This is a genomic window from Actinomadura bangladeshensis (genome assembly GCF_004348335.1).
Lineage (GTDB): Bacteria > Actinomycetota > Actinomycetes > Streptosporangiales > Streptosporangiaceae > Spirillospora > Spirillospora bangladeshensis.
This window is the reverse complement of the sequence record NZ_SMJW01000022.1, coordinates 25,476-49,876: the sequence shown is the minus strand read 5'-3', so window position 1 is coordinate 49,876 and position 24,401 is coordinate 25,476. Positions and strand designations below refer to the sequence as shown.

Genomic DNA, 24,401 nt, shown 5'->3' with positions numbered 1-24,401 from the left:
TCGCAGACCCCGCTCGGCGCCGCCCCCGTCCGCGGGTTCACCGGGCAGGACATGGGACGGGTGCTGGCCGTCCGCGGCACCGCCACCGCGGCCGCCGCGCTGGCGTCCTGGCACGTCGGCCGGCTCATCACGATCGTCCCGGGCGGCCGCGCCTCCACGATGGGCCTGGCCGCCCTGGTCGGCGCCCAGCTCGGCCAGACCCTCATCGCCCGCTGGCACAGCCCCCTCCTGCTGGCCACCTGCGCGGTCTCGGCCGCCGCCCTGTTCGCGATCGTCGAGACGCCGGGCATCAGCCAGTTCTTCGGCTGCACCCCCCTCGGGCCGGGCGCCTGGACGGTGGTGACCCTCTCGGCCACGGCCGCGACGGTCGCCGCCGCCGCGGCACCGCGCCTGCTCCCCTCCACCACCGAGCCGATCACGATCGGCGAGTCGGCATAACCGACCATCCGGACATGTGTGACACTTGGCGCGGTCGCAGCGCTCCCTGATCATGGCTCGACCGTGGACGGAGAGGCATGCTGAAGCGCACACTGATCGGGACGACGGCCGCCGCCGTGGCGGTGGCGGGCGCGGTGACCTGGACGGTCTCCACGGAGTCGACGGCGCGGACCTCGGCCGCCGTAGGACCCGGCCACGGCCGGGTGCACGCCCGCGCACTCCAGGACATGCCGGGCGCCGCCTCGTCCAAGGGCCGGACCGCTGGGCTGCCCGCCGCGACCACCGAGCCGTTCAGCCTCGTGGGCGTCACCTGGAACCGGCCCCGTGAGGAACTGCGCGGCACCGTCCGCCTGCGCACCCGCGACGCCCGCACCGGCCGCTGGTCGGGATGGCGCGCCCTGGAGCCGCAGCTCGCCGACGCACCCGACGAGGGCGGGCGCGGTGGCACGAACGGCCTGTGGGTCGGCCCGTCCAACGGCGTCGAGGTGCGGGTGGCCGGGCAGGGCCGCCGCCTTCCCGACGGCCTGCGCGTCGACCTGATCGACCCCGACCGCACGACTCCGGCGAAGCCCCGGGCCGCCGGCCCGGACGCGGGCACCGGGTTGAAGCTGATCGCCGCGACGACGCCCCTCACCGCGCCGAAACCGGCCATCGTCGCCCGCGCCGGATGGGGCGCCGACGAGTCCCTGGTCAGGAACCCGCCCACCTACGACTCCTCGGTGAAGGCGGCGTTCGTCCACCACACCGACACCGGCAACTCCGCCACGTGCGCGGAGTCGGCGGCGGTGATCCGGTCGGTGTTCCTGTACCACGTGAAGAGCCAGGGCTGGGACGACATCGGCTACAACTTCCTGGTCGACAAGTGCGGCACCATCTTCGAGGGACGCGCCGGGGGCGCGGAGCGTCCCGTCCACGGCGCCCACACCTACGGCTTCAACACCGACACCACCGGCATCGCCGTCCTCGGCACCTACACCGCCGCGAACGACGCCACCACGCCCGGCGTGGCCCCGACCAAGGCCGCCCTCGACGGCGTCGCGAAGATCGCCGCCTGGAAGCTCGGCCTGACCGGCATCGACCCCACCGCGAAGACGACCCTGACCTCCGCCGCCCCCGACGGCACGGGCGGCAAGTACCCGTTCGGGCAGCAGGTCGTCTTCAACACGATCTCCGGCCACCGCGACGGCTTCGCGACCGCGTGCCCCGGCGTTCAGCTCTACAACGCGCTGCCCGCCGTCCGGACGGCCGCGAAGCAGATCACCGTCCCGGCCCTCGCCGCCACCGTGACCGGTGCGGCGGCGAGCGGCGGCCGGTACTACACCAAGAGCACGGCCACCCTGAACTGGACGCCGTCCGAAGGCGCGACCTACACCGTCGCCGTGGACGGCAAGACGGCCGCGACCGGCGCGTCATCGGCGACGGTGACCCTCGCCCCCGGCACGCACACCGTCCAGGTGCACGCCACCTTCGCCGACGGCACCACGTCCTCCTCGCCCGCGTTCACGATCGTGGCGGACACGACGCGTCCCGCCGTCTCGTCCATGAACCTCGTCCTGCGCAAGGGCACGGTGAACAGCACCGCGGTGCCCCTGTCGCTCATCTGGAAGGCCACCGACAACGCCGCCCTGACGTCGGTGAAGGCGACCTCGCCGTCCGCGAAGACCTTCGCGCCGACCACCACGAAATGGGCGACGTCCGCGAAGCTGTCGGCGACGACCCCCTGGTCGCTGACCGCCACCGACGCCGCCGGCAACACCGGCACCGGCACCATCAGCCGCTACGTCGGCGGCATCAGCGAGGGCGCCGCCCGCCGCACCGGCACCTGGAAGCTCACCACCACGAAGTCCTACTACGGCGGACGCGGCCTCTACAGCGGCTCGAAGGGCGCGAGCGCCAGCTGGACCTTCACCGGCCGCGCCGCGGGCCTCATCTTCAAGCGCGCCTCCTACCTCGGCGCCGTCCACGTCTACGTCGACGGCACCAAGATCGGCACCCTCGACACCCGCGCCTCGACCACCGCCTACCGCCAGCTCACCTGGGGCGGCACCTGGGCGACCAGCGGCAAGCACACCATCAAGATCGTCGTGGCCGGCACCTCCGGCCGCCCCAAGGTGGGCATAGACGGCCTCATCTACCTCCGCTGACCCCTCCGCCCGCCTTCGAGCAAGAGGTGCCCATGCAGGCCGACCGAACATGGGTGGTTCCCCAAGGCGACCCGGCTGCGGTGATGGACGCCGTTCTCCGCACACTCGCCGCGCTGAATTGGAAGGACGTGACAAGGCAGGGCTGGACGGTGCACGCCAGAACCGGCTCACGCCTCGCATTCCGCCTATGGGGCGCCTACCTCGCCCCCGGCCGCAGGCGCTTCCCGGTGCGAACGACCGTGTCCGTCGCCTCCTCTCCTTCCGGCCCCGCCGTCACCATGTCAGTGGCCGGCGATGAGGGTTGGTACGCCGTCAGACTCCCCATCGTGGACCGCCTTCTCGCTGAAGCCGCCACCACGCTGCACACGGCCCTCGAAAACGCGACAATCCACACCGCAAACGACACCGGCTACTAGTTGCGCATGTGACGCGTGTTTCGCTTTCCAAGGACGGCGCCGACCAGTCCGCAGGGACCGGCCCGGAGTTTTCGGGTTCCAGAAAATCTTGCTGTCGCATCATCTACGCGGGTCGTCCATCTGCGGAAGGCGATCTGCCGCTCGGGTTCGCGGACGCACACGTGCAGGGCCTCTCACCCGTCCAGCACGCCGAGCTCAGCCCCCATGGCCCAACATAGCCGCGGCCTATACCCGGACTGGATCGAGCGGCTCGCCGCCGCCTGGGGGCGGCCGATCGAACTCCGCTCCTCCCGCCTGCTGTGCCTGGCGGACGAGGAGAAGGAGCATGGCCGGCTCGTCGACGAGGTACTCCCCTCCTCCGCGAGCGCGCCGTCGCCGCTGAGCCGCTCGTGCGGACGCGAGCCGCTTCTCGGATCCGCCATAACGCGAGGGCTGTAGCTGGCGGACGCCCTCGCGGTCGAGTTCATGCGCGTGATGGCCGTGCGGGAGTCGGCCCTTGAGACCGATGTCGGCATCGACTGCGTGTAGGACCATGCCGAAGAGATCCGCGCGGACGGAGATGGGGCGGTGGAGGCGTCGCGAGCGGCGGTCCGCGCCCCGGATCGTGCTGGCGTGTGCCGTGCCCGGTGCCAGTAACGCGCAGGTGGCGCGGATCTGGGGAGGTCGGTGGTGATGGTGCGCCAGTGGCGGGCTGCGTTCGCGCGGGCGGGCTGGATGCGCCAGGGATGGGCGGCCCGAGAACGGGTTGACGGTGACTGCCCAGGAGGACCGGCCGGGCCGACCGCCGCCGATCACCCTTGACCGGCTCCTCCTGGCTCAACCATGTCGAGCGCTGCTTCGGCTTCCTGGCCGAGCAGAAGATCCCTCGGGGGTGCGTACGAGAGCGTGCAAGCGACCGGAGGCCGACATCCGGGCTGGATCACCGACTGGTACGCCACCCGCGACCGTTCGTCTGGACCAAGACTGCCGAAAAGATCCTCGAATCCCTTGCACGCGTCTGCCGACGAATTTCAGGCGCAGGACACCATCTCACCGTATCCCCGGCCATTCGCTTTCCGCGCGCCGGACCAGGCGCAGGCTGTTGAGCGCCACATGGTCGCGGATCCGGGCGGTGGTCAGGTCCCACTGGCGGGTCAGGCCCTGAAAGCGGTCGAAGGCGTCCCACAGCCCGTACAGGCCGGGCTGGACCCGCGCCTTGGGCATCCAGTGGTGCAGCAAGTGGTCGATGACGGGGCCGATGTGCTGGAGCGTCCGGTCCAGGTCCCCGGATCCGGGGCGCGCCCGCTCGATCTGCCGGTGGACGAAGTCGAGCAGCCAGTCGTGCAGTGCGAGGTCCTCGACCAGGTCGAGCAGGTCGGAGATGTTCGGCCAGGCGACTGCGAGCCGGAGCAAGCGGGTGCCCTCGGGCAGGACGGTGAAGCGGTAGAGGCCCGGGTCGCCGTCCTCCACGGGCTGCAGCGCCCACCGCCACCGACCGAGAGGGGCGTGCAGCGGCTGCCTGCCGTCGAGCAGGCCCGACCGCTGGAGATCGAAGATCGTGGACTCGGCGGTCCGCCCCATCTCGATGTTCAGGTGGCCGTGCTCGTCCTCGGCGAATCCCGCGGCCACGTCCTCCGGGCGCAGTCGGCCGAGGCACTCGACCACGCCGGGCTCGGCCAGGTAGTGCGACCACGCCTGCCGGTACCGCCGGGACGACGGCACGAGCGTGGTGTGCGAGCAGGACTGCACGATCAGGCCGCCGGTCAAGGTGGCCCGTGTCGCGAACGTGCCGACGCCCCGGACGCGACGTCCCGAGTGCGAGGGCATGAAGCAGTCGATGCCGGCCAGCCGCCCGGGCGAGACCGCGTAGGCGCGCGGGTACGCGGTGTGCCGCACCTGCTCACCGGGCACTAGGTCGAGCAGCCTGACCGTCTCCGCCATGGACAGCTGCGCGGAGTGCCCGAGGAGGCCAGTGCGGACCTCCCCGATGGAAAGGGTGCTCTCAGAAGCCGTCGTTGAAGACATGGGAGATCCTGCCGACGACGTCTGCGGGAAGCTCGATGCCCTGGGCGGCGGCCTGCGCGGCGGTCTGCTCGCTGACGGCCGGATCGACGGAGACCTGATCGAGGATCGTCCGGACGGCGGCCTCCACACCGGCGAACCGGGTCTCCAGCACCGACATCGTCTGGAAGGCGGCGAACGGCTGGGCGCCGTCGGTGAGCCGGACCAGCGGCGGAAGATCCTCCCAGCGGTCCGGGTACTCGGCCGTCCACCGCTCGGGCGAGATCACGGGCTTGCCCTGATGACGGAGGAGTCCCAGCCGGAGCAGCTGCCAGACGGCCGAGAGCATCGCGCAGGACCATCGCCGTCGGCCGTCCAGGTCGTCCCAGAGCTGGACCTCCATGCAGATGGAGTGGCTCCGGGCGCCGTTCTGCTCGGGAGGGCGCCAAGGACGGGTGGCGAGCGCCTCGTCCAGCCCGTCCGGTCTGAGCCTGTCTCTGCTGTTGGAGACCCAGCCGGTCGTGTGGACCGGCGGGCGGAGGCCGTTGCTGCCGCGCGGGGGATCGGAGACGATGCGCCCGAGGACCAGTTCCGCCGGCGAGACCTCGCCGGCGGAGGCGCACGCGGACTCCCGCACCAGGTAGTCGATGCCGAGCCCGGCGTCGCGTGCCGCGTCGAGTAGTTCCGGCACGAGCTTCTTAGGCGAGGTGAGCTGGCTGAAGTAGTCGTCGACCAGGAAGCAGGTACTGACCCGCATCGGCGCTGGATGGCGGGCGCGAACGGAGTCCGCCCAGGGACTGATCCGCGCGAAGTGGCGGCCCAGGGCCTGCGGACCTTCCAGCAGGTCCTCCATGTACAGGTGACCGAGTTCGAGCGACAGGTGCGAGCGCGGCACCAGCTCCACGCGGGGCCTGCTCGTGAGGACGGCGACCTCCAGCTCGGGTTCCGTCATATCCGGCTCCATGCCCCCGGGTCGTCCAGATTCCTGGCGAGCCCGGCGAACGCCTCGACAGTGCCCTCGTTGGCGATCTCGGCGTAGACGTCCTCGTCGGTGATGAGCTGCTCCCGCCACTGGAGCACCGGGTCGACGGGCACCGTCGCGATCACCGAGGTGCGGCCCAGGCCCGCGATGTTGGCCTGCTCGTTGAGGTTCCGGTCGACCTGGCGAAGCCATGCCTCCTGCTCGGCGCGCAGGCCCAGCACGCCCTGGTCACTCTTCGGGTCGATCACCGCAGTCCGTACGAAGCGGATGCGGCGGCGCAGCTGGTCGCGGTCGTGGCCGAACAGGCTGCCGAACTCCAGCAGCCCCCGGTCCTCGAAGACCAGGTCCGCCGCGGCCGAGATATGCTGCCTGGTCCAGCGGTGGAAGACCAGCCAGCGGGTGTCGGGGATGCGCTTTTCCCGCGCGGTGACGGTGAGGATCATCTCCGCCGCGTGGGAGCGCCCGGCGCTCAGGTCGATGAAGATCACCGAGAACTGGCTCTGCAACAGCAGCAGCAGGTCGGCGCAGCGGTCGATGACCTCCGGCTTGGCGGTGAACTCGCCGCCGCCGAGGTCGCCGGGATACAGGACGAGGTTCCCGGCGCCGGTGGGCCGCGGACCGGTGCCCGGGGGCCGCCGGCTCTCCGACCATATGTCGACATGGCCGGGCGTCACCGTCTTGCCCTGCAGATAACGGTGGAGCCCGTCCTCACCCTGCGTCCCGTGAGCCATCCGCTCGACCCCGAAGATCGCCCCCGCGGTCGGCGAACCGAAGTCGAAGTCCAGGTAGCAGACGTCATCGCCCTGGATCGCGCGCCGGTAGGCGACGTTGCAGGTGGTGACCGAGCGTCCGGTGCCGCCCTTGTCGGAGGTGGCGATGACGAGCACGTCAACCGCTCCCTTCCGCGGCGTTCCGCCGCGCCACGCCGACCTTCTCCAGCATGCGCAGGATCTCCATCGCGATCCCGATGGCGGTGGCCGGCCGCAGCGGCGCGATCTCGTGGGCGTGGCGGAGGTTGAGGCGCGCCTCCTCCAGTTGCGCGCGCAGCGCTCCCCGATCGACCACGTTGGCCTCGAGGAGTTCCAGGTCGAAGAGGTTGTCGGTCTCGCTGAGGATGCCGCGGGCGTAGGCGTGGATGTCGCCGTTGCGCGGCGGCGGGTCGCGGATGAGGCCGATCGCCATGACGATGCACTCGACGATCCGCTCGGTGTAGTACCAGGACGGGCGGTCGTTGTGCTGCTGGATGCTCTCGAAGACGTTCGCCGCGTCGTCCCAGAGCCCCGCGTTGGCCGAGCGTTGGATCCGGCGGCGGAAGATGTGGTCCCAGATCTCGTCCGCAGTCTGCACGAGGTCTTCCCGCAGGTCGGCGTCCCCGGACAGCCGGGCCAGACGTAGGACGTTCTTGAGCAGCAGCGGGGCAAAGTCCGTGAGCCGCCAGAGCAGGTCGGGCCCGCCAACCCCGCTGCCACCGAGCTGGATCTCCGTCCCGGGAATGTGATGACGGAGGGCGGGATCGCCCTGGGTCGCCCGGCTGGTCACGCGGCCGCGCTCCCCAAGCTTGGTGAGGAGCTTCGCCAGCCGCGGGAGTTCCGTGGTCCTCCCGCCGCGGACCTCCTGGTCCTGCAGTACGAGCGAGATGATCAGCAGGCTGAAGTGGTCGGACTCCCGGTCGTCGGTGGTGCGCCATGGCAGGTCCTCCAGCGACCACCGGTGGGCGTCGCCGAAGGTCGCGATCGTGCCCCAGTACCGGTGGGTGAGTTCCCAGCGCAACTTGAGCGCACCGGCGAGGCGCTGCTGCTCCTCGTTGAGGAGGCCGAGGACGGTCGTGCGCCCGGAGAACAGGTCCGCGATGCCGTCCAGGGCGTTCACCGTGAAGTAGAGGAAGGGGGCGCTCTCGGCAATGCCGCTGCGCTGGTTCGTCACCGAGGTGGCGATGTCCACCTCGGGAGCGTCCTCGGCGATGCCCCAGGTCCAGCCGATCTCGAACAGCCGGTTGCGGTTGTCGATCAGTTCGGCGACGCGCTGCTGACGGAATCCGAAGAGCACGTCCCCGAGGGAGGCCCGGATCTCCTGGAGCGACGCGCGCAGTTCCTCGGCGACCTGGCGGTTCGAGCGGCCGGCCCGGTTCACCGTGCCGAGCAGAGCCCGGCCCTCGTCGGAGTCCGGCGTGAAGACGTTGATGACGAAGCTGCGCAGCAGACCCACCAGCGCGGCGGTCAGCCGCACGTTCGCGATCCGCTCAAGGTGGCGCAGCCGGCGCTCGACCTCGGGGTTCATGACCGTGCTGCCGAAGGTGCGGACGAGTGACAGCGTGCCCAGCATCAGCGAGACCGCCATCGAGAAGGAGTCGACGACGTCGATCCGCATCTGCTCCGGGGTGGGCTCCGCGCCGTCCGCGGTGCTCTCGAAGTAGCTGCCTCCGGTGAAGGAGGGGCCGTCGCTGTCGGTGTAGTACTCGATATGCTCGATGAGCAGCTCGATCAGGCGCCGGGGGATATCCAGCTCGTCGCCGAGCGGCCGGAGCACCTCGAGGATGTCGTCGGCGGTGTCGTCGGGCCGGTCGAGGCGGAAGTAGGGGAGGACCGTCGCCGGATAGATGATGCACAGGAGTTGCTCGGCATCGCTGATCGAATTACGCTCGTGCCGGCCACCCCATTGCCATTTGTCCCCATCGAGCGAGACCCTCACGAGGGAGCGCCAGAGGTTGAGGAGCTCTTCGCGTGGCTGAATCCTCATCGTGCTGGGCTTTCAGTTGATCTCTTAATGCCGCAAGCCAAGATCATTCCAGTGTAACCCGGGCGGATCGGCTTTTCTGCCGCGCTCAGCCGTTTCACCTGATGCAGCTCTGTGGAAACAGGCATGGACGCTGTGACGTCGGCGATGGACACCGCCACAGCCGGAAAGTCCTGATCGCGGACCCGCCAGCCTTCGGAGTTCTCCATGAATCCGACGGCGAACGGAGCGCCCGGCCGGAGTGCCTGCACGAACCTCGCCAGCGCCGCCCTGAACTCCGAGCTGTCCCCGGATATGGATTCGGCCACGAAGAACATCGTGCCGGCGTCCCATTGCTCGCCGGGGAGGTCGAAGACCGACGCCTGCTTGATCTCGATCCGGGCGTGGGCCTTGATGGCCTCGTGCAGCGGGCCGGCGGCTGCGTACTCGGGAATCTTGGTGTACTCGTCCCAGAAGGGGGTCCAGGCATCCAGTGAACCGCTGAGTTCACGTGTGAGCCAATCGATACTCGAGGTAGATAGATCGATCAGTGTCACTGTGGAGCAAAAGGGGAGCATGGAGAAGGCGGGATAGAGATTGGCTCCAGTGCCGACATCGACACCGCGCAGATCAGTTCTGCCCTGAAGATGATCGGCCATGAAGGCAGCGATCGTCGCGATGAAGCTCAGATCGTCCCGGTGTGGTTCCTGGTAGTTGGACTGCCAGTAGGTCGGCAAGTCCAACTGGTTCCACGAAACGTCTCGGTTGAAACTGCACTTCGCTGGCCGCTCCTGGTCAAGATCAGTCTTGCGGTGCGTGGACAATAGTCCTCCCGAAACGCCCATACCTCATTGTAAAAATGTATACGTGATGGCGCGTCTTAGATCAAGAGTGCGCCGAAACCAGGCAGGTGGGCATGTCCCTTTTGTCATCCGGGAACTACCGGAGCTCGACGAGCTGGCCGCGGCCTGCGAGTTGGTCGACCGGATCTGGGGGTTCGAGGACGGCGCCCTCTCGATCCTCGGGGAGATCATGCGCGGCTACGCCTATGAGGGGAACTACGTCGCCGGGACCTTTCACGGCGGCGCGCTGGTCGGCGCGTCGGTCATCTGGACCTTCGATCCGCCCGTACGCCGCAACGCGCACTTCAACCTCGCGAAGCTCGGCGCGCGCGCCGAGGCCTACCTCGAGAACCACTACGGCCAGTTGCCCGACGCCATCAACGGGGCCCGGACCAGTCCGACCGGATCAGGGTCGTCTGGGACATCGCGGAGCCCGATGTGCGGCAGGCGGTCGAACGCGGCCGTCCAACGCCGGTAGAAAATCCGGCCGATGCGCAGCGGCTGCTCGCCGTCCGGCCGGACGGGGGCCAGAAATCCGTGCGGCGGATTCCGAGACGGTCCTGCTCGAGGTGCCCAGGGACATCAAGGGCATTCGTATGGCCGACACCGACCTCGCTGCCCGCTGGTGCGGCGCGATGCGGAACACGCTGGGCCGCCTCGTCGCGGACGGCGGAGTCGTCCTCGGGTTCCACGATAAGGCCAGCTACGTGGTCCAGCAGAAGTGATCAAGGCCATGCGGAGCCTGATTCTAGAAAGTGGTTGACCGTGTCTAGAGAACCCTTACCGTCGATCACCGCTGGCGCTGTGGTCAGAAGGATGGCCGTCGCCGCGGTCGCCGGGACCTTCGCCTTCATCATCACGAACTACGGCGCTGACCAGACCGTCGCCCAGTCGCTCACCCTCTCGGTGCTGATCGGCAGCGTGATCATGCTCGTGCAGCTGCTGATCGACTTCGATGGCAGGATCGAGAGGATCGAGCGATGGATGCACGCCACCGATCTGGCCATTGAGTCCGCCAAGTGGCAGCAGGCACTGGGCGACTCGGCCCTGGACCGCGAGGCCTTCACCCGGTTCCGTGAGGCCGTGGTGAACTTCGGCCAGGACTGCCCGCCGCTGATCAGGCGGTTCACCGAAATCGTGGTGAAGGGCGACACCGAGCTGATCGACAGGCTCAGCCGAGGCGACCGCGAGATGACCTGCGATGGCGAGGACCACGACTGGATCCTCCAGCTCACCCAGGCCACCATGAAGACCATCGATGCGACGAGCACCACCACGGTCGACGGGGAAGAGGAAAGCTTCACCGGTGGCTTCTGGACCAGCGAGCACGGGCGGCGCTATCTCAAGGCACAGGCCGAAGCGAGGACCCGGGGAGTGACCATCCGCCGCCTGTTCATCATGCCGGGTGACCCCGACGACAACGACGAGGTCTTCCGGTCGATCGCCCAGGAGCAGCGCGGTGCCGGGATCGAGGTAAGGGTGCTTCGCTACGACCAGATTCCCGCTCTCCACGATGCTCCGACGGACTTCATCCTCTTCGACGAGGAGGTCGCCTACGAGGCCGTCCCGGCCTCCAACCGCCAGCTCGGCTTCTTCATGACCCGCCTCCGGACCCGGACCGACTACACCCGCGCATGCAAGGAGCGTTTCGAACTCCTCTGGCAACTCGCCGCGGAAGCGCCCTAGGCCGGTTAGAGGCCCGATCTGCTCTGCTTACGAGCTGCTCGTTGCAGACTAGGGTCGTCGCTGGGATCGGGACGCCCTGGCCCGGGATGACGTTGAGAGTCTGCGGTGCGCCGCCCTCGACCCAGGTTCAGCTCGGACATCGTGCCGGAAACGTCTTGACACCTTGGTCGAGGAGCCCGTTCTGCCCCGGACGCGTTCGTGAAGGAGAACGAGCCCGACTTGCTGAACGTGAGCGGGATGCTGTCGGCTCCCACCGCGATGCCCGCGCAGTTGATCGAGAAGCCGGCTGAGGACTTCAGGTCCACCTTCGTGGACGTGCCGCTGAAGCCGGGTGTCTGACTCGGTCCATTCAAACGACCGTTGGGACCGCCCCGCATGGCACGGGCATCGTGCTCGTCTTGCCCGTCGCCCTGCCGGAAACAGACAGCGCAGATCTCGAAGTGACTATTTCCGGCCTTTCCGGCGACAACCGCGATTCCTCGGCCGGTGCGAAAATCTGGTTGGTTCTGTCGGGCGCGTGGCTCAGGATGTGGCGTGTGGACGTTCCCAGGCTCGCCCCCGAGGAGGTGGATGCCCTGCTTCACGACCTGTGTGTTCGCCTCGGCTTCTGCCTGCCGCCGGCGGACCAGGCAGTGCTTCGCGCGTCACCTCCGGTGGGCGTGGACTCGTTCGCGGAGGCGGTCTTCCGAGCCGAGGGCCTGGACGCATCGCCTGATGGCGAGTTGTGGCGTCAGGTCCGCGAGACGGTGGCGCGGGCTTTCGAAGCCGGCTCTCGAACTGGGGGGTGTGGTGAGGAGTAGGGACCCTGGGGAGAAGAAGCGGCTCAGCTATGCCAAGGATCGGCGGAACGCCTACGCGGAGAACGACAAGTCGTCGCGGAACGCGGTGCGGCTGAACAAGCGGTTCCCCAATCGCGCCAACCGCCACCGTCTCCAGCGGATCCTTCGGGATGCCACGGGCAGTCCCGACGCCGGCAGGGCGGGCGAGGTCGAGGAGCGGCTGGCGCGGCGGCGGCCGAAGACGTGGCGGAAGGAGCCCGGTCTGCCGCTGGGGGACTGGGTCGAGAGCAGGCTGCAACGGCGTCTTCGCCGAGAGGGCGGAGGGTCGGTCGACGAGCAGCGGCTTGCCAGAGTCGAGCGGCGCCGCAGCCACCGGGCCAAGCTCCGCTCTCTCACACGGGCGCAGGTCGCCACCGAGGGGACTGTCGAGCGGCGCTGGTGACGTGGTGGCACCTGACCCGAGCCCTGCTCACCGACCGGGCGACGGGACAAGCCCGGAGGACACCCGCGGCACCGGCCTGCTGCGAGGGAAGCACGGCCCCGCCTGACGGGCTGTGATGCACAGTCCAGTTCCACGCGTCTCAACAAGCCTGCACCTGCGACCTCACCGCGAAATCTCCGTCAGCCGGGAGTCGCGACGCACCGGTACGGGGCCCACCCGCCGTGCGGCGTTCGCGTGCTCAGGCGCCCATGCCTCCCGGTTCGCAACCAGGTTCAGCGGACGTCCAGGCGGGAAACCGTGAGGCCCAGCGCTCCGCCCTCGCCTGGGCTGTGTCCGGCTTTCAGCAGCCAAGGGACGAGCCGCGCCATCTCCAGGATTGCGGCGCCGTGTCCGGCGAACGTCCAGTCCACCCCTCGACTCCCACCGGCGCTCGACCCGCTTGCTCCCCAGCACAGCGGGTGCGCGTGCAGGCTATCGATGATCTTTGCCAGGACGTCCAGGTCTCGGTGAGCCGGAGTGGCTACTCGCCGAGTCCTCGCACTGGAGGATCCCTCCTCAGCGGTTCGCTGGTCGTTCCGAGTTCTTGGCGGGCGGCCTCCAGGAATGCGAAGCGGAGTTCACGCTTCAACGGCGTGCCCTCTCCTGTGACCTGTCCCCGGAGCAGGGCATGGAGCTCCGAAGTGTAGTCGTGGGCTGCCTGCGCGACGGGCGGGGAGCAGAGGAGTTCGGGGGCCTTCTTGGAAAGCCAGAGCGCGTGCAGGAGTTGCCACTTCTCGGAGTCGTCCACCTGCTCTCCCATGGAAAGCCGGTCCAAACACAGTTCTACCTGCTGGGCGGCGGACAGGAAATCCATGAGCACTGTTTTGCGCTCTGAGCGCTCCGCGCTGGCTTGCTCCAACCTCATTCGACGTGCCTCTACACGCGTTGAGAGGTACTGACCGATCAAGGTTCCGGTCGAACCGAGAACCACCCCTGCCAGCGGCAGAACCGTCGTTGACACGCTCACGTTGCTGGGACGGCCGAAGCCGATCAACGGTTCCCGGGGTCCTGCAAGAGTGCTCCGCCCCGCGAAAGGCCCTGGAGCGACGTAGCCACTGGTGTTCCACACCTCCCCACGGCCCGACGAGACCGGGGCTCTTCTTCAGCCGACGCCGAGACGAGTATCTCCGCCAGTTGGTTTCGCAACCACTGCCGACACTCCGCCCGAGCCGCCGCCGACCTCGGCTGGTCACCCCGCATCCACGCCGTCCGCCACGCTCAAGCCTCTTGGCTCCTCGCCGGCGGCGCCGGCCTTCAGGTCGTCGAAGAGCGCTTGGGGCATCGCCGTACCTGGGCCGTCTCGGTCTCGCACACGATCGGCGTGAGGGGTGAGCATGGACGACCGCCGGGTACATGGTCGGCCTGAGGTCGATGAACCAGCAGGGGGATGAGCCATGCAGATCGCCATCATCGGGGCGGGCAACGTCGGCAGCGCCATCGCACGCGGCTGCGTGCGGGCCGGACACGACGTCGTCATCAGCGCGACCGACCCCGCCCACGCCGAGGGCGTCGCCGGCACGGTCGGGGCGCGGGCGGCCGAGTCGAACGCGGCGGCCGCCGACGGCGCCGACATGATCGTGCTCGCTGTGCCGTATCCCGCCGTCTCGTCCGTGGCGGCCGAGATCGCCGACGTCGTCGCGGGCCGCGTCATCATCGACGTCACAAACCCGATGAACGCCGACTTCTCCGGGCTGGCGGTCACCGACCGCTCCGCCGCCGAGGCTCTGCAGGAGTCGCTGCCGCAGGCTCTCGTGGTCAAGGCCTTCAACACCGTTTTCGCCGCCAACCAGGCCGACCCGGCCGTCGACGGCACGCAACTCGACGGGTTCTACGCGGGCGATGACGCGGACGCCAAGCAGAAGGTGGCCGACCTCCTCTCGGCCATCGGCTACCGCCCCATCGACACCGGCGCCCTCGCGGCGGCGCGGGCGCTGGAGCACATGGGCTTCCTCAACATCTCGCTCAACGCCGCCAACGGCTGGCCGTGGCGGTCGGGATGGAAGCTCGTCGGCCCCACCTCCGCTTGACGTCCGGCGGCCGTGCGGCACCAGCGGGTCACATGATGCGGGCGACGGCCTGGCGCAGCGTGTCGGCGCTGTGCCGCAGCGCCGCGTGCTCCTCGTCGTTCATGTGGGGCTGGTGCATCTGCTGACGCCGCCGCGGCCGACGACGCTGAGCAGCGACAGGGCATAGCGGATCTCGTTCTCGACCTGGTTGAAGGCGCCGCTGGGGGCGAACTCGCGGAACTCCTCCAAGCCGTCCTCGTCGGACGGGCCGAACGCCGCGGCGATCGCCGTCTACCTGTACTCGGGGCAGTTTATGCCAGTAGGTGTCGCCATCACCTACTGGCCGTTCTCACTTACTGGAGCCGGCATTGCTTGCTATACCGGAGGAGAGCTATTCCCTGCGCGCACTGCCCGTGCCATTGCGGGGGTTGGCCTAATCGGCGCGATGCGGGGAGGTGCGATCGGGTGGAGAGCCCGTCATTCATCGCTCCCAGCGGCCTGGAGTATGCGCGGGACGTTGCCGATGCCATTCTTTATGAAGGCTATCTGCTCTATCCGTATCGCCGTTCGTCGAGTAAGAATCGCGTGCGCTGGCAGTTCGGAGTGATCGTCCCACCGGCATGGGCGGAGGCGCAGGGGCTGACCGACACGGGCGTGGCCGGGTCCGCCGAGGCCCCATGGCAGCAGACTGCATGCCTGCTGCAGGCGCCGCTGGACGAAACGATCCTGTGCCGGGTCCGGTTTCTCCAGATTCAGCGCAAATCGGTAGAGGAGCGCTTGGGTGACGGCTCATACCTTTCGGTCGATTCGTTGCGTTCGGGAACACGGCTGGAACTCGGATTCGATGAAGCCCTGCCGCAGGAGTTCGATTTCTGGTTCTCCCTGCGGGATGTCCTGGACGATCCGCAGGAGTTCGGCGCCCAGGCCCCCGGCGGGATTGACACCGAGCATCTTGAGGATGAGGGAGGGCGTCTCTTCGGCCGAGTCCGGCGCCGGCGGTGCCCGGTCACGGCCACGGTCTCGGTGTCGGCCTCGGCAGCCGCCGGAGGAGACGGTCCGTGCCAGGCCCATCGGCTGAGCGTCCGCGTGGCGAACGCGGGCACGATGACGCCGCCGGGAGCCTCCCGTGACGAGGCGCTGGCGGAATCGCTGATCGCCTGCCATGTGCTGTTGGGCACGGACGGGGGCTCGTTCCTGTCTCTGCTGGATCCGCCGCGATGGGCCAGGCCGGCGGTCGAGGAGTGCGTGAACGTCCACACGTTCCCCGTGCTGGCCGGCCCACCGGGCGACGACCACGTGGTCTTGTCTTCGCCGATTCTGTTGTACGACCACCCGCGCGTCGCGCCGGAGAGCCCCGGTGATCTGCACGATGCGACGGAGATCGACGAGATCCTGTCGTTGCGCACCCTGACGCTGACGGACGCGGAGAAGCGGGAGGCTCGCGCCACGGATCCGCGTGCCGCCGCGATCCTGGACCGGACGGAGTCGATGCCACCGGAGGTGTTCTCTCGCCTGCACGGGGCGGTGCGGTCGCTGCGGCCCGTGGCGAGAACCGATTCGGAGTCGCCGCCGGGGGGCGGCGTCGTCGTGGTCGGCGGTGTGTCCGTCCGCCGGGGGAGCCGGGTACGGCTTCGGCCGCGGCGACGGGGCGTTGATCCCCAGGACCGGTTCCTGGACGGCAGGACCGCCCTGGTCGAGGCGGTGCTCTGCGACGTGGACGATGCCACGCACCTCGCGGTCACGGTGGAGGACGATCCGGCCGCGGAACTCAACCAGTGGTACGGGCGGTTCCGGTACTTCTCTCCGGACGAGGTGGAACCGCTGTCCGCGGAGGTGGGCCCGTGAGGGGCGGGGCGGCGGCGTGCCGGGTCCTGGTGGCGGGGATCGGAAACGTGTTCCTGGGGGACGACGGGTTCGGCGTGGAGGTCGTCCGGCGGTTGGAGCGCTCCGCGCTCCCGGCGAACGTGGAGGTCGCCGACTACGGCATTCGCGGTGTCCACCTGGCGTACGAACTGCTGAACGGCCGGCATGACGTCTTGATCATGGTGGACGCGGTACCCGTCGAAGGCCCGCCCGGCACCCTCACCGTCATGGAGGTGGACGCGGCGGCGGTCGACGGCGCGGCGCCCGGCGCGGACCCTGCGGATCCGCTCGGCCCGCCGGCCGTGGACGGGCACGGCATGCATCCCGTGGCGGTGCTCCGGCTTCTCCGGCAGCTCGGCGGCGAGCTGCCCCGTGTGCTCGTGGTGGGTTGCCGTCCGGCCGTCATCGATGAGCGCATGGAGTTGTCGCAGCCCGTGCACGCGGCCGTGCAGAACGCCGTCCGATTGGTGACCGAGCTGGCATGCGATGAAGCCGCTGGTGACGAGGCCGCACATGAACAAGACGCGAGCACGGATATGGAGCAGACGCATGCATGAGCTGGGGATGTGCGAAGGCATCGTCGAGGCGGTCGTGCGGCGGGCCGGTGACCGGCCGGTGCGCGCCGTCCGGGTCCGCGTCGGCGGCCACCCGGTCGACCCCGACGTGATCGAACAAGGCGTGCGGGTGGCGGCGATGGGCACTGTGGCCGAGGGCGCCGACATCGACCTGATGCTGGAGCCGCTCCGCGTCCGCTGCCGTCGGTGCCGCGCGGAGACGCCGGTGAACAGCGCCATGGCCCTGGCGGCGTGCCCGGCGTGCGGTGCCGTGGACGTGGAGGTCGCGGGCCACGAGGACGTCGTCCTGGAGTCGATCACCGTGGACGCGCCGGTCGGGAGGAACCGCTGATGGACGCCATCGGGCTGCTGCCGCGGGGCGTCGAGCACACCTCGCACTTGAGGAGGTACGGACCATGGCTCGGGTGAATGGTTACGACGAGATCCATATCTTGTGGATCTCCGAGGGGATGAGCTGCGACGGTGACACCGTCTCGGTGACCGCCGCCGGTCAGCCGGCGATCGAGGACGTGGTCAACGGCCTCATCCCGGGGTTGCCGAAGGTGCACCTGCACAACAAGGTGCTCTCGCCCACGCTCGGCGGGGAGGAGTTCCTGGCACCGTTCCGGGCCGCGGCGAACGGCGAACTGGAGCCGTTCATCTTCGTCCTGGAGGGCTCGGTCCCCAACGAGAAGATCAATGGGGACGGCTACTGGTCGTCGTTCGGGAACGACCTGGAGACCGGTGAGCCGCTGACGCTGAACTGGTGGATCGACCGGCTGGCGCCGAAGGCGTGGGCCGTCGTCGCCGCGGGCACCTGCGCCACCTACGGCGGGATCCACGCGATGGCGGGCAACCCGACCGGGTGCATGGGGCTGGCGGACTACCTCGGGTGGGATTTCAGGTCGGCGGGCGCTCTGCCGATCGTCAACGTGCCCGGGTGCCCCGTCCAGCCCGAGAACTTCATGGAGACGCTGACCTGGGTCCTCTACCATGCCGCGGGCGCGGCGCCTCCGCCGCCGCTGGACGACAAGCTGCGGCCCCAGTGGCTGTTCGGCAAGACCGTGCACGAGGGCTGCGACCGCGGCTCCTACTACGAGCAGGCCGACTTCGCCAAGGACTACAACTCGCCGAAGTGCCAGGTGAAGGTCGGCTGCTGGGGGCCGGTGGTGAACTGCAACGTGCCCAAGCGCGGCTGGATGGGCGGCATCGGCGGCTGCCCGAACGTGGGCGGCATCTGCATCGCGTGCACCATGCCCGGCTTCCCGGACAAGTTCATGCCGTTCATGGACGCGCCGCCCGGCGGCAGCCTCTCCACGACGCTCATCAAGCCTTACGGCGCCTTCATCCGCAGGATGCGCGGGATCACCAACGGCACCGCCAACAAGGAGCCGAAGTGGCATCACAACCGTGAGGTGCTGACCAGTGGCTACGACCCGCGCTGGCGCCCCTGAACCACACCCGGCGGCGCCGGGACCGCGGCCCCGCCTCGTCGACCACGACCGGATCGCCGGATCGAGGAGAGGACCGTACCGATGAAAACGTCCGAGCAGGCGGCCGCCGTCGGAGAGGCCGGGCAGCTCGTCGAGATGTCGTGGGATCCGATCACCCGCATCATCGGCAATCTGGGCATCTACACGAAGATCGATTTCGCGAACCGGCGGGTGGCCGAGTGCCACAGCACGTCGTCGCTGTTCCGCGGTTACTCGGTGTTCATGAAGGGCAAGGACCCGCGGGACGCCGGGTTCATCACCAGCCGCATCTGCGGCATCTGCGGCGACAACCACACCACGTGCTCGGTGTACGCGCAGAACATGGCCTACGGGATCAAGAACCCGCCGCTGGCCGAATGGATCCTCAACCTCGGCGAGGCAGCCGAGTACATGTTCGACCACACGCTCTTCCAGGACAACCTCGTCTTCGTCGACTTCTGCGAGGCGATGGTCAAGGACACCAACCCCTCGGTGCTGAGGCGGGCCAGGGACACCGAGGCGCCGAACGCCGCGGTGCACGGCTACCGGACGATCGCCGACATCATGGAGGCCTTCAACCCGTTCGAAGGCGCGGTCTACAAGGAGGCGCTGCAGGTCAGCCGCACCACGCGGGAGATGTTCTGCCTGATGGAGGGCAGGCACGTGCACCCGTCGACGGTGTATCCGGGCGGTGTCGGGACGATGCCGAGCCCCACGGTGTTCACCGACTACCTCTCCCGGCTGATGGACATCGTCGATTTCGTCAAGAAGGCCGTCGCCATGAACGACGACGTCTTCGACTTCTTCTACGAGGCGCTGCCCGGGTATGAGGAGGTGGGCCGCCGCCGCATCATGCTCGGCTGCTGGGGCGCCTTCCAGGACCCCTCGGTCGTCGACTACAAGTACGAGACGATGAACCGCTGGGGTAAGGCGATGTACGTCACCCCCGGCATCGTCGTGGACGGCGAGCTCCTCACCAGCAACCTGGTCGACATCAATCTCGGCATCCGCATCCTGCTCGGAAGCTCCTACTACGACGACTGGGTGAACGAGGAGCCCTTCGTTACCCACGATCCGCTCGGCAACCCGGTGGACATGCGCCACCCGTGGAACCAGACCACCCTTCCGGTGCCGCAGAAACGCGACTTCGACGACAAGTACAGCTGGGTGATGAGCCCGCGCTGGCTGCATCCGGGGACCGGCGACCACCTCGCGCTGGACACCGGCGGCGGGCCGTTCGCGCGGCTTTACACGACCGCGCTGGCGAATCTGGTCGACACCCCGTACGTGAAGTCGACCGGGTCCAGCGTGCAGATCTCGCTGCCGAAGGGCCGGAGCCTGCCGGAGATGACGCTCGAATGGCGCATCCCGCAGTGGTCCAACGCCCTCGAACGGGACCGGGCCCGCGCCTACTTCGTCGCCTACTCGGCGGCGATGGCGCTGCACTTCATCGAGCAGGCGCTCGGCCTCGTCCGCTCCGGCGACACCAAGGTGTTCGAGGACTTCGAAGTGCCCGACGAGGCGATCGGGTGCGGATTCCACGAGGCGGTGCGCGGCGTGCTGTCGCACCACATGGTGATCCGGGACGGGAAGATCGCCAACTACCATCCGTACCCGCCGACGCCGTGGAACGGCAGCCCGCGCGACAGCTTCGGGACGCCCGGCCCCTACGAGGACGCCGTGCAGGACATGCCGATCTTCGAGGAGAACGGCCCCGACGACTTCCGGGGCGTCGACATCATGCGCGCCGTCCGCAGCTTCGACCCGTGCCTGCCCTGCGGCGTGCACATGTACCTCGGCGGTGGGCGGACGCTGCAGAAACTGCATTCCCCGATGTTCGGATCGACCCATGGCTGAGCCCGCGACGGGCCGGGAGGCCCGTCCCGGCGTCGCGGACGACGACGTCCCCCGCCGCCTCGACGCTCAGGCGGTCGCCGGCCGGCTGGGCCTCCTCGACGAGAAGCTCGGCACGCTGGAACGGACGCCCGGCGCGACGGCGGAGACGGCGCTGGACGCGGTCACCCTCCTCACCGAGGTGTACGGGGAAGCCCTGACGCGAGTGATGGACTGCGCGTCGACGGAGCCCCGCCTCCTTGATCTCCTCCTCGGCGACGACCTCGTCGGTCATCTGCTGGTCCTCCACGACATCCACCCCGAGCCGGTCGAGCGGCGCGTCACCCGCGCCCTGGACGCGCTCCGGCCCCGGCTGCACCGCGGCGGCGCCGACGCGGAGCTCGTCGCGATCGAGGAGGAGACCGCCCGGGTACGGGTGAACAGGAGCGGATGCGGCTGCGGCGGAGGCACCGAACCCATCGAGGACGTCGTCCGCGAGACGGTGCTGGCAGTGGCTCCCGACCTGGCCGATGTCCACGTGGCCGCTCCGGACACGGGCACGGGCACGGCCGCGGCGTCGAAGGCCTTCGTACCGGTCGAGGCGCTGCTGCGGCCTCCCGCCGCCGCCGTGGACGGTGCCACATGACGACCTCCGGGGCGCTCGGCCGCGCGATCCTGAGATCTCCCACCCGGGAGCGGGAGGACACGTGCGGCCTGTGCGACGTGCCCATCGTGGACGGCCATGCCCATGTTCTCGACGAGCGCACCAGTGACCTGCTGTGCGCCTGCCGCGCGTGCGCCCTGCTCTTCGAGAAGGACGGGGCCGGAGTGGGGCACTACCGGCTCGTGCCGGACCGCAGGGTGCGGCTGACCGGCGTCTCGGTCGCCGACCTCGGCGTCCCGGTGCGGCTCGCCTTCTTCGTCGTCGGGTTGGACGGAGCCGTCGTCGCCCGGTACCCGAGCCCGTTGGGCGCCACGGAATGGACGGTGGACCCGCCCGCCTGGACGGCCGTCAGCGCACAGAACCCGGAGTTGGCGTCGATGCTGCCCGCGGTCGAGGCCCTGCTGACCAGTTCGATCCGTGAGGCGGACGAGCAGTGGCTCGTCCCGATCGACGACTGCTACCGCCTCGTCGCCGTCATCAAGGAGGCGTGGACGGGGCTGTCCGGGGGAGACCGCGTGTGGACGGCCGTCGAGGCGTTCTTCACCGGACTGGCCGATCGGTATGGCCGTCCAGGAGCCTCAGCCCGGCCTCACGGATCACGAGAGGAGACCTAGCCATGGCGAAGATCCGCGTCGGGAAACCGGACGTCGCCCCTGACACGCCGTCGCACACCAAGGGCGTGATGCAGGGAAACCGGAGGGGCGCCTACGGCCGCGAACACGGATACCACGAGGACGGCACCGCCGACTCACGGCGGTCGACCGGCATACGGCCCAAGAAGCGCGACCCGATTCTGCCGATCATGCCGAACCTGCCGCCCGGCTGACCCGAGGGGAGCGAGACGACGTGCGGAAAGTATGGATCGGTGCGGCCTGCCTGGCCGCTGCCGGATTCTTGGCGCTGGTCTGGAAGGAGATCCCGGCGATGCGCCGCTACATCAAGATCGAGCGAATGTGAGCGGGAAGGACGGCAGCGCGGATGTGCCTCGGCATTCCCGGTGAGATCGTCGAGCTCTCACCCGACCGCGACGACCTCGCCAGAGTCGACGTCGTCGGCGTCCGGCGCGCCGTCAACATCGGCCTGCTCGGACCGGACGGCGTGCGTCCCGGCGACTGGGTCCTGGTCCACGTCGGCTTCGCCATGTCCAAGATCGACGAGGCCGAGGCCCAGGCGACGCTCGATCTGCTGCGGGGGCTGGGGCGCGCCTACACCGACGAGCTGGAGGCGCTCGCCGATTCCGACATCAGCTGAGGCCCGTTGCGGGCCCGGCGCCACGCGAGGTTCCGACATCCCAAGGAGAGGCGGCTGACCGGTATGCGGTTCGTCGACGAATTCCGCGACGCGGATCAGGCCCAGGCGCTGTCCGCGCAGATCACCGCGCTGTGCGAGCCCGGCCGGCAGTACAAGTTCATGGAGGTCTGCGGCGGTCACACGCACACCATCTACAAGCACGGTCTGGAGGACTACCTGCCGGAGAGCATCGCGCTCGTGCACGGGCCCGGCTGCCCGGTGTGCGTGATCCCCATGGGACGCGTGGACGACGCGATCGCCATCGCCCGGCACCCCGACGTCATCATGACCTCGTTCGGCGACATGATGCGCGTGCCCGGCGGCACCGGCTCGTTCTTCGACGCCAAGGCCGAGGGCGCCGACATCCGCATGGTGTACTCGCCGCTGGACGCGCTGAAGATCGCCCGGCAGAACCCGGACCGCCGGGTCGTCTTCATGGCGATCGGATTCGAGACGACCGCCCCGTCCACGGCGATGACCGTCCTGCGGGCGGCGGCCGAAGGGATCGAGAACTTCTCCGTCTTCTGTAACCATGTGACGATCCTCCCGGCCATCAAGGCGATCCTGGACTCACCCGACCTGCGACTCGACGGCTTCCTCGGCCCCGGCCACGTCTCGACCGTCATCGGCTGCGGCCCGTACGAGTTCATCCCCGGCCGCTACGGTAAGCCGCTGGTCTGCTCGGGCTTCGAGCCGCTGGACGTCCTGCAGTCGGTCCACATGCTGCTGCGGCAGCTCGCCGGCGGCCGCGCCGAGGTGGAGAACCAGTACACCCGCGTCGTGCCCTGGGACGGGAACCCTAAGGCGCTGGAAGTCATCGGGGAGGTCATGGAGCTGCGGCCGTACTTCGAATGGCGCGGGCTGGGGTTCATCTCCCACTCGGCGCTGCGGGTCCGCGACGCATACGCCGTCCACGACGCCGAGCGCATCTTCGATATCCCCGGCATCCGGGTGGCCGATCCCAAGGCATGCCAGTGCGGCGAGGTCCTCAAAGGCGTCATCAAACCCTGGGAGTGCAAGGTCTTCGGCACCGCCTGCACACCCGAGACACCGATCGGAACCTGCATGGTCTCCTCCGAAGGGGCCTGCGCGGCCTACTACAACTACGGACGTTTCACGCGCGACCGCGTCAAGGAAGTGACGCGCGCATGACGACCGGCGCCGCGACCACCGCAGGGCGGTCAGCCGAGCAGCGAGTCCTGGACCGCATCGAGCGGGCACGCCTCCGCAAGGCCAAAGTCAACGCGGAACGCATCACCCTGGCCCACGGGGCCGGCGGCAAGGCAACCCAGAGCCTCATCGAGGCCGTCTTCGTCGACGCCTTCCGCAACCCGCACCTGGAAGCCATGGCCGACGGCGCCACCCTCACCCTGAACGGTGCCGCCCGGACGGTCTTCACCACCGACACCTTCGTGGTCTCGCCCCTGTTCTTCCCCGGCGGAGACATCGGGGACCTCGCGGTGAACGGCACGGTCAACGACCTGGCCGTCTGCGGCGCCCGCCCGATGTACCTGTCGGCGGGTTTCGTCCTGGAGGAGGGCTTCCCCGTCGCAGACCTGCGGCGGATCGTGGAGTCGATGGCCGTGGCCGCCGCGGCGGCGGGCGTCGCCGTGGTCACCGGCGACACCAAGGTCGTGCAGCGCGGCAAGGGCGACGGCTGCTACGTCAACACCTCCGGCATCGGCGTGCTGGAGCGGGACCTGACGCTGAGCCCCTCCGCCGTGCGGCCCGGCGACGCCGTGCTGGTCTCCGGGCCGATCGGGGACCACGGCGTCACGATCATGCTGGCCCGCGGCGAACTCGACATCGAGGCCGACCTCGCCTCGGACACCGCACCGCTGCACGAACCCATCGCGGCCCTCCTGGACGCCGTGGCCGGCGGGGTGCGCGTGCTCCGCGACGCGACGCGCGGGGGCGTGGCGACCGTGCTCAACGAGATCGCCCAGGCGGCCCGGCTCGGCGTCGTCCTGGACGAGGCGCGAGTACCAGTGACGCCCGTGGTCAACGGAGCCTGTGAGTTGCTCGGCATCGACCCGCTGTACGTTGCCTGCGAGGGACGGTTCGTCGCCGTCGTGGACGGCGAGCACGCCGATGCGGCGCTGGCGGCGCTTCGCGGCCACCCGTCGGGGGAAGCCGCCGCGATCATAGGACGTGTCGCGGAGGAGCCGCCTGGCACCGTCCTGCTGAAGACGTCATTCGGCGGCACGCGCATCGTGGACATGCTGGTAGGCGATCCGCTGCCGCGGATCTGCTGACCGT

Annotated in this window: 31 protein-coding genes; 23 read left to right on the top strand and 8 right to left on the bottom strand. The window is 69.2% G+C overall.

Annotated elements, in window-relative coordinates:
- The 4 genes from E1284_RS07120 to E1284_RS07105 form a co-directional block, all read left to right on the top strand.
- A partial coding sequence (locus tag E1284_RS07120) for a cation transporting ATPase C-terminal domain-containing protein (RefSeq protein WP_131938189.1) occupies positions 1-438 on the top strand: 438 nt, incomplete at its 5' end.
- A 77-nt stretch (positions 439-515) separates the two neighbouring features.
- Positions 516-2,582 carry an N-acetylmuramoyl-L-alanine amidase gene (locus E1284_RS07115; RefSeq protein WP_131938188.1) on the top strand — a complete coding sequence of 689 codons (2,067 nt, stop codon included), beginning with the start codon at positions 516-518 and terminating at the stop codon, positions 2,580-2,582.
- A gap of 32 nt (positions 2,583-2,614) precedes the next feature.
- Positions 2,615-2,998 (top strand): hypothetical protein, encoded by a 384-nt coding sequence (locus E1284_RS07110; RefSeq protein WP_131938187.1) that lies wholly within the window; start codon positions 2,615-2,617, stop codon positions 2,996-2,998.
- A gap of 204 nt (positions 2,999-3,202) precedes the next feature.
- A complete protein-coding gene (locus E1284_RS07105; RefSeq protein ID WP_131938186.1) occupies positions 3,203-3,436 on the top strand; it encodes a hypothetical protein in 234 nt (77 codons plus the stop codon).
- A gap of 591 nt (positions 3,437-4,027) precedes the next feature.
- Here the strand turns inward: E1284_RS07105 and E1284_RS07100 are convergent.
- From E1284_RS07100 to E1284_RS07080, 5 genes are read right to left on the bottom strand one after another with little or no spacing between them, the layout of a single operon-like run.
- Complete coding sequence (locus E1284_RS07100) at positions 4,028-5,002, bottom strand: SCO2521 family protein (protein ID WP_131938185.1); 975 nt, start codon at positions 5,000-5,002, stop codon at positions 4,028-4,030.
- Positions 4,980-5,930, bottom strand: a complete 951-nt coding sequence (locus E1284_RS07095; RefSeq protein WP_131938184.1) for an SCO2522 family protein — start codon at positions 5,928-5,930, stop codon at positions 4,980-4,982. The genes E1284_RS07100 and E1284_RS07095 overlap by 23 nt, the downstream gene beginning before the upstream one ends.
- On the bottom strand, positions 5,927-6,847 hold the full coding sequence (locus E1284_RS07090; protein ID WP_131938183.1) for an SCO2523 family variant P-loop protein: 921 nt from the start codon (positions 6,845-6,847) through the stop codon (positions 5,927-5,929). The genes E1284_RS07095 and E1284_RS07090 overlap by 4 nt, the downstream gene beginning before the upstream one ends.
- Position 6,848: 1 nt before the next feature.
- A complete protein-coding gene (locus E1284_RS07085) occupies positions 6,849-8,696 on the bottom strand; it encodes an SCO2524 family protein (protein WP_131938182.1) in 1,848 nt (615 codons plus the stop codon).
- Positions 8,693-9,517 (bottom strand): SCO2525 family SAM-dependent methyltransferase, encoded by an 825-nt coding sequence (locus E1284_RS07080; RefSeq protein ID WP_279433027.1) that lies wholly within the window; start codon positions 9,515-9,517, stop codon positions 8,693-8,695. Before E1284_RS07080 ends, E1284_RS07085 begins: the two co-directional genes overlap by 4 nt.
- Positions 9,518-9,563: 46 nt before the next feature.
- On the opposite strand from E1284_RS07080, the gene E1284_RS07075 reads away from it, so the two are divergent.
- From E1284_RS07075 to E1284_RS07055, 6 genes are all read left to right on the top strand, one after another.
- Positions 9,564-9,992 carry a hypothetical protein gene (locus tag E1284_RS07075; RefSeq protein ID WP_131938180.1) on the top strand — a complete coding sequence of 143 codons (429 nt, stop codon included), beginning with the start codon at positions 9,564-9,566 and terminating at the stop codon, positions 9,990-9,992.
- Positions 9,993-10,110: 118 nt separating this feature from the next.
- Positions 10,111-10,239: a hypothetical protein gene (locus E1284_RS43605; RefSeq protein ID WP_279433026.1), complete on the top strand. Its 129-nt coding sequence runs from the start codon at positions 10,111-10,113 to the stop codon at positions 10,237-10,239.
- A 91-nt stretch (positions 10,240-10,330) separates the two neighbouring features.
- Positions 10,331-11,200: a DUF6879 family protein gene (locus tag E1284_RS07070; protein WP_131938179.1), complete on the top strand. Its 870-nt coding sequence runs from the start codon at positions 10,331-10,333 to the stop codon at positions 11,198-11,200.
- Positions 11,201-11,398: 198 nt separating this feature from the next.
- Positions 11,399-11,539 (top strand): hypothetical protein, encoded by a 141-nt coding sequence (locus E1284_RS41265; RefSeq protein ID WP_165965158.1) that lies wholly within the window; start codon positions 11,399-11,401, stop codon positions 11,537-11,539.
- Between the two features lie 59 nt (positions 11,540-11,598).
- Positions 11,599-12,000 (top strand): hypothetical protein, encoded by a 402-nt coding sequence (locus tag E1284_RS07060; protein WP_207923606.1) that lies wholly within the window; start codon positions 11,599-11,601, stop codon positions 11,998-12,000.
- Complete coding sequence (locus tag E1284_RS07055; protein ID WP_131938176.1) at positions 11,990-12,421, top strand: hypothetical protein; 432 nt, start codon at positions 11,990-11,992, stop codon at positions 12,419-12,421. Before E1284_RS07060 ends, E1284_RS07055 begins: the two co-directional genes overlap by 11 nt.
- Positions 12,422-12,693: 272 nt before the next feature.
- On the opposite strand, the gene E1284_RS41260 is transcribed toward E1284_RS07055, so the two are convergent.
- On the bottom strand, positions 12,694-12,831 hold the full coding sequence (locus tag E1284_RS41260; protein WP_165965157.1) for a hypothetical protein: 138 nt from the start codon (positions 12,829-12,831) through the stop codon (positions 12,694-12,696).
- Between the two features lie 110 nt (positions 12,832-12,941).
- Positions 12,942-13,421, bottom strand: coding sequence for a hypothetical protein (locus tag E1284_RS07050; RefSeq protein WP_131938175.1), 480 nt, complete (start codon positions 13,419-13,421; stop codon positions 12,942-12,944).
- Between the two features lie 433 nt (positions 13,422-13,854).
- Here E1284_RS07050 and E1284_RS07040 point away from each other — a divergent pair, with 433 nt between their 5' ends.
- The gene (locus E1284_RS07040) at positions 13,855-14,487 is read left to right on the top strand and encodes an NADPH-dependent F420 reductase (RefSeq protein ID WP_131938174.1); all 633 of its coding nucleotides are present in this window, start codon (positions 13,855-13,857) and stop codon (positions 14,485-14,487) included.
- A 99-nt stretch (positions 14,488-14,586) separates the two neighbouring features.
- Here the strand turns inward: E1284_RS07040 and E1284_RS43600 are convergent, their stop codons facing one another.
- Positions 14,587-14,715 (bottom strand): hypothetical protein, encoded by a 129-nt coding sequence (locus tag E1284_RS43600; RefSeq protein WP_279433025.1) that lies wholly within the window; start codon positions 14,713-14,715, stop codon positions 14,587-14,589.
- A 216-nt stretch (positions 14,716-14,931) separates the two neighbouring features.
- Between E1284_RS43600 and E1284_RS07035 the strand changes: the two genes are divergently transcribed.
- The 12 genes from E1284_RS07035 (at position 14,932) to hypE (ending at position 24,397) form a co-directional block, all read left to right on the top strand.
- Positions 14,932-16,311, top strand: coding sequence for a hypothetical protein (locus E1284_RS07035; RefSeq protein WP_131938173.1), 1,380 nt, complete (start codon positions 14,932-14,934; stop codon positions 16,309-16,311).
- Positions 16,308-16,886, top strand: a complete 579-nt coding sequence (locus tag E1284_RS07030) for a hydrogenase maturation protease (RefSeq protein ID WP_131938172.1) — start codon at positions 16,308-16,310, stop codon at positions 16,884-16,886. Before E1284_RS07035 ends, E1284_RS07030 begins: the two co-directional genes overlap by 4 nt.
- Complete coding sequence (locus tag E1284_RS07025) at positions 16,879-17,235, top strand: hydrogenase maturation nickel metallochaperone HypA (protein WP_243714306.1); 357 nt, start codon at positions 16,879-16,881, stop codon at positions 17,233-17,235. Before E1284_RS07030 ends, E1284_RS07025 begins: the two co-directional genes overlap by 8 nt.
- 64 nt (positions 17,236-17,299) lie before the next feature.
- A complete protein-coding gene (locus E1284_RS07020; protein ID WP_131938171.1) occupies positions 17,300-18,337 on the top strand; it encodes an NADH-quinone oxidoreductase subunit B family protein in 1,038 nt (345 codons plus the stop codon).
- Between the two features lie 81 nt (positions 18,338-18,418).
- Entirely contained in the window at positions 18,419-20,212 is a 1,794-nt protein-coding gene (locus E1284_RS07015; protein ID WP_131938170.1) for a nickel-dependent hydrogenase large subunit, read from the top strand.
- Positions 20,205-20,834 (top strand): NifU family protein, encoded by a 630-nt coding sequence (locus E1284_RS07010; RefSeq protein ID WP_131938169.1) that lies wholly within the window; start codon positions 20,205-20,207, stop codon positions 20,832-20,834. The genes E1284_RS07015 and E1284_RS07010 overlap by 8 nt, the downstream gene beginning before the upstream one ends.
- Positions 20,831-21,466 (top strand): DUF5947 family protein, encoded by a 636-nt coding sequence (locus tag E1284_RS07005; protein ID WP_131938168.1) that lies wholly within the window; start codon positions 20,831-20,833, stop codon positions 21,464-21,466. Before E1284_RS07010 ends, E1284_RS07005 begins: the two co-directional genes overlap by 4 nt.
- A 2-nt stretch (positions 21,467-21,468) precedes the next feature.
- Positions 21,469-21,678, top strand: a complete 210-nt coding sequence (locus E1284_RS07000; RefSeq protein ID WP_131938167.1) for a hypothetical protein — start codon at positions 21,469-21,471, stop codon at positions 21,676-21,678.
- A gap of 20 nt (positions 21,679-21,698) precedes the next feature.
- The gene (locus E1284_RS43955; protein WP_424923472.1) at positions 21,699-21,809 is read left to right on the top strand and encodes a DUF6893 family small protein; all 111 of its coding nucleotides are present in this window, start codon (positions 21,699-21,701) and stop codon (positions 21,807-21,809) included.
- Positions 21,810-21,830: 21 nt separating this feature from the next.
- Positions 21,831-22,103 (top strand): HypC/HybG/HupF family hydrogenase formation chaperone, encoded by a 273-nt coding sequence (locus E1284_RS06995; protein WP_131938166.1) that lies wholly within the window; start codon positions 21,831-21,833, stop codon positions 22,101-22,103.
- A gap of 63 nt (positions 22,104-22,166) precedes the next feature.
- A complete protein-coding gene (gene hypD / locus E1284_RS06990; RefSeq protein ID WP_131938165.1) occupies positions 22,167-23,294 on the top strand; it encodes a hydrogenase formation protein HypD in 1,128 nt (375 codons plus the stop codon).
- Complete coding sequence (gene hypE, locus E1284_RS06985; RefSeq protein WP_131938164.1) at positions 23,291-24,397, top strand: hydrogenase expression/formation protein HypE; 1,107 nt, start codon at positions 23,291-23,293, stop codon at positions 24,395-24,397. Before hypD ends, hypE begins: the two co-directional genes overlap by 4 nt.
- The last annotated feature ends 4 nt before the right edge of the window (positions 24,398-24,401 follow it).

Excerpts from the sequence above, each read along its gene's own strand:
- E1284_RS07020 (WP_131938171.1), top strand. The coding sequence starts at position 17,300 with ATGGCTCGGGTGAATGGTTACGACGAGATCCATATCTTGTGGATCTCC.
- E1284_RS07015 (WP_131938170.1), top strand. The coding sequence starts at position 18,419 with ATGAAAACGTCCGAGCAGGCGGCCGCCGTCGGAGAGGCCGGGCAGCTC.
- E1284_RS07010 (WP_131938169.1), top strand. The coding sequence starts at position 20,205 with ATGGCTGAGCCCGCGACGGGCCGGGAGGCCCGTCCCGGCGTCGCGGAC.
- hypD (WP_131938165.1), top strand. The coding sequence starts at position 22,167 with ATGCGGTTCGTCGACGAATTCCGCGACGCGGATCAGGCCCAGGCGCTG.
- E1284_RS07005 (WP_131938168.1), top strand. The coding sequence starts at position 20,831 with ATGACGACCTCCGGGGCGCTCGGCCGCGCGATCCTGAGATCTCCCACC.
- E1284_RS07085 (WP_131938182.1), bottom strand. The coding sequence starts at position 8,696 with ATGAGGATTCAGCCACGCGAAGAGCTCCTCAACCTCTGGCGCTCCCTC.
- E1284_RS07095 (WP_131938184.1), bottom strand. The coding sequence starts at position 5,930 with ATGACGGAACCCGAGCTGGAGGTCGCCGTCCTCACGAGCAGGCCCCGC.
- E1284_RS07070 (WP_131938179.1), top strand. The coding sequence starts at position 10,331 with ATGGCCGTCGCCGCGGTCGCCGGGACCTTCGCCTTCATCATCACGAAC.
- hypE (WP_131938164.1), top strand. The coding sequence starts at position 23,291 with ATGACGACCGGCGCCGCGACCACCGCAGGGCGGTCAGCCGAGCAGCGA.
- E1284_RS07000 (WP_131938167.1), top strand. The coding sequence starts at position 21,469 with ATGGCGAAGATCCGCGTCGGGAAACCGGACGTCGCCCCTGACACGCCG.
- E1284_RS07115 (WP_131938188.1), top strand. The coding sequence starts at position 516 with ATGCTGAAGCGCACACTGATCGGGACGACGGCCGCCGCCGTGGCGGTG.
- E1284_RS07025 (WP_243714306.1), top strand. The coding sequence starts at position 16,879 with ATGCATGAGCTGGGGATGTGCGAAGGCATCGTCGAGGCGGTCGTGCGG.
- E1284_RS07100 (WP_131938185.1), bottom strand. The coding sequence starts at position 5,002 with ATGTCTTCAACGACGGCTTCTGAGAGCACCCTTTCCATCGGGGAGGTC.
- E1284_RS07040 (WP_131938174.1), top strand. The coding sequence starts at position 13,855 with ATGCAGATCGCCATCATCGGGGCGGGCAACGTCGGCAGCGCCATCGCA.
- E1284_RS06995 (WP_131938166.1), top strand. The coding sequence starts at position 21,831 with ATGTGCCTCGGCATTCCCGGTGAGATCGTCGAGCTCTCACCCGACCGC.
- E1284_RS43605 (WP_279433026.1), top strand. The coding sequence starts at position 10,111 with ATGGCCGACACCGACCTCGCTGCCCGCTGGTGCGGCGCGATGCGGAAC.
- E1284_RS07080 (WP_279433027.1), bottom strand. The coding sequence starts at position 9,517 with ATGGGCGTTTCGGGAGGACTATTGTCCACGCACCGCAAGACTGATCTT.
- E1284_RS07110 (WP_131938187.1), top strand. The coding sequence starts at position 2,615 with ATGCAGGCCGACCGAACATGGGTGGTTCCCCAAGGCGACCCGGCTGCG.
- E1284_RS07105 (WP_131938186.1), top strand. The coding sequence starts at position 3,203 with ATGGCCCAACATAGCCGCGGCCTATACCCGGACTGGATCGAGCGGCTC.